The sequence below is a fragment of the Nevskia sp. genome (genome assembly GCF_023266035.1).
Classification (GTDB): Bacteria; Pseudomonadota; Gammaproteobacteria; order Nevskiales; family Nevskiaceae; genus Nevskia.
This window is the reverse complement of record NZ_JAHFRY010000242.1, coordinates 1-5,886: the sequence shown is the minus strand read 5'-3', so window position 1 is coordinate 5,886 and position 5,886 is coordinate 1. Positions and strand designations below refer to the sequence as shown.

At 62.8% G+C, this 5,886-nt stretch carries 7 protein-coding genes and 1 pseudogene; 2 read left to right on the top strand and 6 right to left on the bottom strand.

The window, feature by feature from the left end; genetic code table 11:
• Positions 1-747: pseudogene (locus tag Q0D45_RS21515) on the bottom strand (arginine decarboxylase); the annotation flags it as partial.
• A 75-nt stretch (positions 748-822) separates the two neighbouring features.
• Between Q0D45_RS21515 and speE the strand changes: the two are divergent.
• Positions 823-1,677: a polyamine aminopropyltransferase gene (gene speE, locus Q0D45_RS21510; protein WP_293397938.1), complete on the top strand. Its 855-nt coding sequence runs from the start codon at positions 823-825 to the stop codon at positions 1,675-1,677.
• A 276-nt stretch (positions 1,678-1,953) separates the two neighbouring features.
• On the opposite strand, the gene Q0D45_RS21505 is transcribed toward speE, so the two are convergent.
• The 5 genes from Q0D45_RS21505 to glnK form a co-directional block, all read right to left on the bottom strand.
• Positions 1,954-2,424, bottom strand: a complete 471-nt coding sequence (locus Q0D45_RS21505) for a DUF4124 domain-containing protein (RefSeq protein WP_293397936.1) — start codon at positions 2,422-2,424, stop codon at positions 1,954-1,956.
• A gap of 10 nt (positions 2,425-2,434) precedes the next feature.
• On the bottom strand, positions 2,435-2,824 hold the full coding sequence (locus tag Q0D45_RS21500) for a DUF4124 domain-containing protein (protein ID WP_293397934.1): 390 nt from the start codon (positions 2,822-2,824) through the stop codon (positions 2,435-2,437).
• A gap of 57 nt (positions 2,825-2,881) precedes the next feature.
• The gene (locus tag Q0D45_RS21495; RefSeq protein ID WP_022976257.1) at positions 2,882-3,220 is read right to left on the bottom strand and encodes a P-II family nitrogen regulator; all 339 of its coding nucleotides are present in this window, start codon (positions 3,218-3,220) and stop codon (positions 2,882-2,884) included.
• 225 nt (positions 3,221-3,445) lie between these two features.
• A complete protein-coding gene (locus Q0D45_RS21490; protein WP_293397931.1) occupies positions 3,446-4,999 on the bottom strand; it encodes an ammonium transporter in 1,554 nt (517 codons plus the stop codon).
• Positions 5,000-5,030: 31 nt separating this feature from the next.
• Positions 5,031-5,369, bottom strand: coding sequence for a P-II family nitrogen regulator (gene glnK, locus Q0D45_RS21485; protein WP_293397929.1), 339 nt, complete (start codon positions 5,367-5,369; stop codon positions 5,031-5,033).
• Between the two features lie 319 nt (positions 5,370-5,688).
• Here glnK and Q0D45_RS21480 point away from each other — a divergent pair.
• A partial coding sequence (locus Q0D45_RS21480) for a putative Na+/H+ antiporter (RefSeq protein ID WP_293397927.1) occupies positions 5,689-5,886 on the top strand: 198 nt, incomplete at its 3' end.

Sequence of the window (5,886 nt, the reverse complement as noted above, 5' to 3'; positions counted from 1 at the left end):
GAGATGGAAATGGACCATGCGGATCGCATCGAGCTTGCCGGCTGCGCGCATCATCTCGACTGCTTCGAGCACCTGCGGCACGGTCAGGCCGAACTTGGATTTCTCGCCGCCGGTGTTCTGCTGCGTCGATTCGGAAACCGCCGACAGTCGCACTCGCAGACCGATGATCGGGGCGACATCGAGCGCCACCGATTCCGCCAATACCAGCGGCAGTTCGGACAACTTCTCGACCACGATATAGACCGTGTGACCGAGCTTGGCGCCGATCAGTGCGCGGCGGATGTAGCCGCGATCCTTGTAGCCATTGCAGACGATGATGCTGCCGGGCGGCGCCAAGCCGAGCACCGCCGCCAGTTCCGGCTTCGAACCGGCTTCGAGGCCGACCCGCTCGCCGCCGTGCTCGACGATCGCTTCGACCACCGAGCCCTGCTGATTGACCTTGATCGGGTACACGGCCGTGTAGTGGCCGCTGTAATGCAGCTCCTTGATGACGTACGCGAAGGCACCCGTCAGCACGTCGACACGATCCTTGAGGATGTCGGTGAAGCGCACCAGCACGGGCAGGTCCAGACCTTCGCGTGGCAGGCGCTCGGCGAGCTCGTGCAGATCGATGGTCACAGCCGAACCCGCACCCTGCGGCCGCACGATCACATGGCCAGCATCGTTGACGTCGAAGTAGCCATCGCCCCATTTGGCGATGTTGTAGAGGTCGACCGAATCGGCGGGGGTCCAGTTGGGCTGCTTCATTCCGTCACTCAAGGCCGTCACTCAATTCAAATACTCCAAACCGTATACTCGCCCGTCATTTCTGGAGCGCGACAAATGTCATTGGATAACACTTGGTTTTCGGAGCCCGTCGATGCGACGGGGACGGCATTTTCGCTGAAACTCGGCGAGCGCGTGCACAGCGAGCAGACGCCGTTCCAGAAGATCGAAATCTTCAAGACCGAAACCTTTGGCTGGCTGATGACCATCGACGGCTGCACGATGGTGTCGACCCGCGACAACTTCCTCTACCACGAGATGATGTCGCACCCGGCGCTGAACTCGCACCCGGCGCCCGAGCACGTGGTGATCGTCGGCGGTGGTGACTGCGGCACCTTGCGCGAAGTGCTCAAGCACCCGGAAGTGAAGACCGCGACCCAGGTCGAGATCGACGAGCGCGTGACGCGCCTGTCCGAGCAGTACTTCCCCGAGCTGTGCATTGCCAACAATGATCCGCGCGCCACGCTGTTCTTCGGCGACGGTCTGGCCTGGATGAAGGACGTGGCGCCGGCCAGCCTCGACGTGATCATCATCGACTCGACCGATCCGGTCGGCCCGGCAGAAGGCCTGTTCGGCGCGAAGTTCTATGTCGACTGCCTGCGCGCCCTGAAGCCGGGCGGCCTGCTGGTGCAGCAGTCGGAATCACCGATCCTGCATCTGCCGCTGATCACCGAGATGCACAAGTTCATGCGCCAGGCCGGCTTCGCCCAGACCCGCCTGATCCACTTCCCGCAGACGATCTATCCGAGCGGCTGGTGGAGCGGTTCGATCGCCCAGAAGACGGCTGGCCCGCTGGCGGCGCGACTCGACGAGCAAGCGATCGAGGCGATGGATTGCCAGTTCTACAACGTCGATACGCACCATGCCGCGTTTGCGCTGCCGACTTTCGTCAAGAAGGCGATTGCCGGCTAATTGAAGTAGCGACGCTCGGCATGGTGCTCGCCGCGCTCGATCTTGCGCGCTGGCTGCGCCGGCGCGGTGATCTCGACGGCGACCCTGCCACGTTTGCGCTGCCGACTTTCGTCAAGTAAGGCGATTGCTGGCTAATCGAAGTAGCGGCGCTCGGCATGGTGCTCGCCGCGCTCGATCTTGCGCGCTGGCTGCGCCGGCGCGGTGATCTCGACGGCGACCCTGCCGCGTTTGCGCTGCCGACTTTCGTCAAGTAAGGCGATTGCTGGATAACGCTGACTAAGGACGCTGCTCAACCTCGATTTTCCTGGCCTTCGGCGCTGACGCCGCCAGCCGCTGCTCGCGATACAAGCTGGCAGCGGCGCCAGCGCTGCAATAGCGCCGAACGTTGCGTTCAGCCGTCTCCACTTCCAGCGCCTGCTGACGGGCCGACAGCAGATAGCTGTTGCCGACCGGATCCCGGCCGTAGACCTTTCGAGCGCCGCGGAACACGGCGGCGCGATCGCGGGCATTGGCGCAATCCCTGGCCACAGCTTCGATGAAGTCGCGCGGGGTTGTGGCTTCGATCTGTTCGGGGACGTTTCGCTCGTTGAGGTACTTCAGGGTCAGCCGCTGCTTGAGGCTGTTCTGGTCGTCGTAGTGCGTGTTGCCCTGGGCATCGACCCACTTGTAGGCGCCGGCCGCATGGGCGATGCCGGCTGTGCCCGCAGCAGTCAACAACAGCACGGCGATGATCGGGAGCGTGGGCAAGGTCGTGCCGTCAGTTTTCGCCGCAGGTACTGCGAACGGCCGCTTCGGTGGTTTCGATCAGTTTCTTGATCTGGGCGTCATCGTAATCACGGGTTTCGCCGAGCGCATTGGTTTCGGTGACCCGGCTGGCGCTGCTGTAGCGCTTGAGCTGCTCGCGTTTACCGGCACAGGCAGCCTCATCGATTGCAGGCCTGTTGGCTCCGCCGTCGAGACCGCTGCTGGTTGGTTTGATCAGGATCGATTTCGCCGGTCCGCGGGCACTATCGCCGTAGTGGACCACGCCGTTGGCGTCTTTCCACTGGTAGACCCGACTTTGGGCCACTGCGGGTATTGCTGTCGACAGAATCAGCAACAGCACTGCCAGCGGGATTTTCAACGACAACGCACGGTGCAGTTTCATGGGACAGCCTCCTGTGGATCTGCAGGCGGCGGTCCGGGACTGGGGGACGCTAGCGTGTCAGACCGCGTCGACGCCCGATTCTCCGGTGCGGATACGAACCGTCTGATTGAGATCGTAGACGAAGATCTTGCCGTCGCCGATCTGTCCGGTCTTCGCGGAACGGGCAATCGCCTCAACGGCCTTGTCGACCTGATCGGGGGTCAGCGCCACTTCCAGCTTGATCTTCGGCAACAGATCGATGGTGTATTCGGCACCGCGATACAACTCGGTATGACCTTTCTGGCGACCGAAGCCGCGCACTTCCGTCACCGTCATTCCTTGAACGCCCGCTTCGGCGAGCGCTTCACGCACGGCGTCGAGGCGAAAGGGCTTGATGATGGCGATCAGCATTTTCATTTTTGGGTTTCTCGTTCCTGAAGCACTGCGCGAGTGTAAAGATTCTTGCTTGTTTGAGTAGTCCGCGCCAAGGACGGCGCGGTCTTGTACAGGATGTACACGCTCATAAAAAAGGCGGACCCGGCGACAGGTCCGCCCAATGACAACTTCCCTTGGAGAACTCGTTTTGCGCCACCTGCCAGCGGATGGTTCCGCTGGCAGGCTTGGGCGCTTACGGCAGAACGCTTACGGGTTGTAGGCCTTCTCGCCGTGCTCGGCGAGATCCAGACCTTCGGCTTCGGCGTCTTCCGAGACGCGGATGCCCATCGTGAACTTCAGGATCAGCAGCGTGACCGTGGAAACCACGGCGCTGAGCACCACGGCGACCAGCACCGCCTTGACCTGAATCATGATCTGGCCCGAGGAGTAGCCCGGCACCAGGTCGACCCAGTTGTTGTAGACGCCGACGCCGCCCTTGGCCGGATCGACGAACACGCCGGTCAGAATGGCGCCGATGATGCCGCCAACGGCATGGACGCCGAAGGCATCGAGTGCATCGTCATAGCCGAGGATCGACTTCAGGTAGGCCACCGCGAAGAAGCAGACCACGCCGGAGACCAGGCCGATGATCAGGCCGCCACCGATGCCGACGAAGCCGCAAGCCGGGGTGATCGCCACCAGACCGGCAATCGCGCCGGAGATGATGCCGAGTAGCGAAGGCTTGCCCTTGAACAGCCATTCCGCGAAGAACCAGGACACGCCGGCAGCAGCCGTGGCGAACGCGGTGTTCGCGAAGGCCAGTACGGCGTAGCCGTTGGCTTCGAGGTTGGAACCGGCGTTGAAGCCGAACCAGCCGAACCACAGCAGGGAGGCACCGATCATGCTCATCACCAGGCTGTGCGGCGCCATCGGCACCTTGCCGTAGCCCGAACGCTTGCCGAGGATGATCGCCGCCACCAGTCCGGCAACACCGGCGTTGATGTGGACGACGGTACCGCCTGCGAAGTCCAGCGCGCCCAGCTGCCACAGGTAGCCCGCGGTGGCGTTGGTGGCGTCGATGACATCGGCGCTCGTGTACGCATCCGGACCCGCCCACCACCAGACCATGTGGGCCATCGGCAGGTAGGACAGCGTGAACCAGATCACCGAGAAGATCAGCACGGCCTTGAACTTCATGCGCTCGGCGTAGGCACCGGCGATCAGGGCCACGGTGATGCAGGCGAAGGTCATCTGGAACACCGCGAACAGCAGTTCCGGAATGACGACACCCTTGGAGAAGGTCGCGGTCGCCGTGAAGAAGCCGTTGGCGTCATAGACGACGCCCTTCAGGAACATCTTGTCGAGCGTGCCGAAGAACGGTCCGGTGCCACTGAAGGCCACCGAGTAGCCGTAGACCACCCAGAGCACGCCGATCAGACAGAAGATCGCGAACGTCTGGGTCATCGTCGACAGCATGTTCTTGGAGCGGACCATGCCGCCGTAGAACAAGGCCAGGCCAGGCAGCGACATCAGCAGCACGAAGGCTGTCGATACCAGCATCCAGGCGATGTTGCCTTCGTTGAATACCGGCGGCTTGGCCGCTTCGGCCGGAGCCGCATCGGCGGCCGGGGCTTCGGTAGCTGCCGCTTCGGTGGCGGCCGGAGCCGCTGCATCAGGAGCTGCGGCTTCGGCCGCAGGTGCCGCAGTCGCTTCAGCAACCGGGGCGGCCGGTGCTGCGGCCTCCTCGGCGAATGCAATGCCGCCCGCAGCCGTCAGGCTGGCGAACAACAGTGCTCGGGAAAGCTTGCCAAGAGAAATCATCGGGGGTCCCCTAAAAGTATTGAGCCGTCGTTCAGAGCGCGTCGCGCCCGGTTTCGCCGGTGCGGATGCGAATGGCCTGGTCGAGCGAAGTCACGAAAACCTTGCCGTCACCGATCTTCCCGGTGTGTGCCGACTTGGTGATCGCTTCGATCGCGGATTCGAGCTTGTCTTCGTCGATGGCGACTTCGATCTTCACTTTCGGAAGGAAATCGACGACGTACTCCGCTCCCCGGTACAACTCGGTATGGCCTTTCTGGCGGCCGAAGCCCTTGACTTCAGTGACGGTGATGCCGGCGACGCCGATCTCCGACAGGGCTTCACGCACCTCGTCAAGCTTGAAAGGCTTGATGATGGCTGTGATCAGTTTCATGCACGCAACTCCTGGTTATCGTCGGCGGCGAACCGCCCTGGCGCTGGTGCAGGCTGGGGTCTGCAAACAGCCGGTCAGGTTTAGCACGGAGCGTGCCATTCACCGGACGACGAACGGCTTTTGCTGCGCGTCGCACGGCATTGATGGCGCCGGCCCATTCGCAGAGGCGTGGTCGGCCCCCAAACGGGCTCCGGGCGCTTGGCCGCTCTTCGTCAACGGTTCGTGAGCCGCCGATGAAAGGTCCATCAATGAGCCTGAATCCGTATAGTCACCACCCGGAATCAATCCCGATCCAGCACCGACCGGACCCGCGCGCCCGATGACACCGACGCTCTTCCAGCTCCTTGCTGCCGCCATCTTCGCCATGGCGCTGCTGCACACCTTCTCGGTCGCTTTCGTCGCGAAGATCGCCCACCGTTTTCCGCACCATGCCGGCCTGATCCACTCGCTGGCCGAGGTCGAGATCGTATTCGCCCTGTGGGCAGTGGCGCTGATCTCCGTCTTCATGGCCGTGGAA

Coding starts and splice junctions, on each gene's coding strand:
- speE (WP_293397938.1), top strand. CDS start 823: ATGTCATTGGATAACACTTGGTTTTCGGAGCCCGTCGATGCGACGGGG.
- Q0D45_RS21500 (WP_293397934.1), bottom strand. CDS start 2,824: ATGAAACTGCACCGTGCGTTGTCGTTGAAAATCCCGCTGGCAGTGCTG.
- Q0D45_RS21495 (WP_022976257.1), bottom strand. CDS start 3,220: ATGAAAATGCTGATCGCCATCATCAAGCCCTTTCGCCTCGACGCCGTG.
- Q0D45_RS21490 (WP_293397931.1), bottom strand. CDS start 4,999: ATGATTTCTCTTGGCAAGCTTTCCCGAGCACTGTTGTTCGCCAGCCTG.
- glnK (WP_293397929.1), bottom strand. CDS start 5,369: ATGAAACTGATCACAGCCATCATCAAGCCTTTCAAGCTTGACGAGGTG.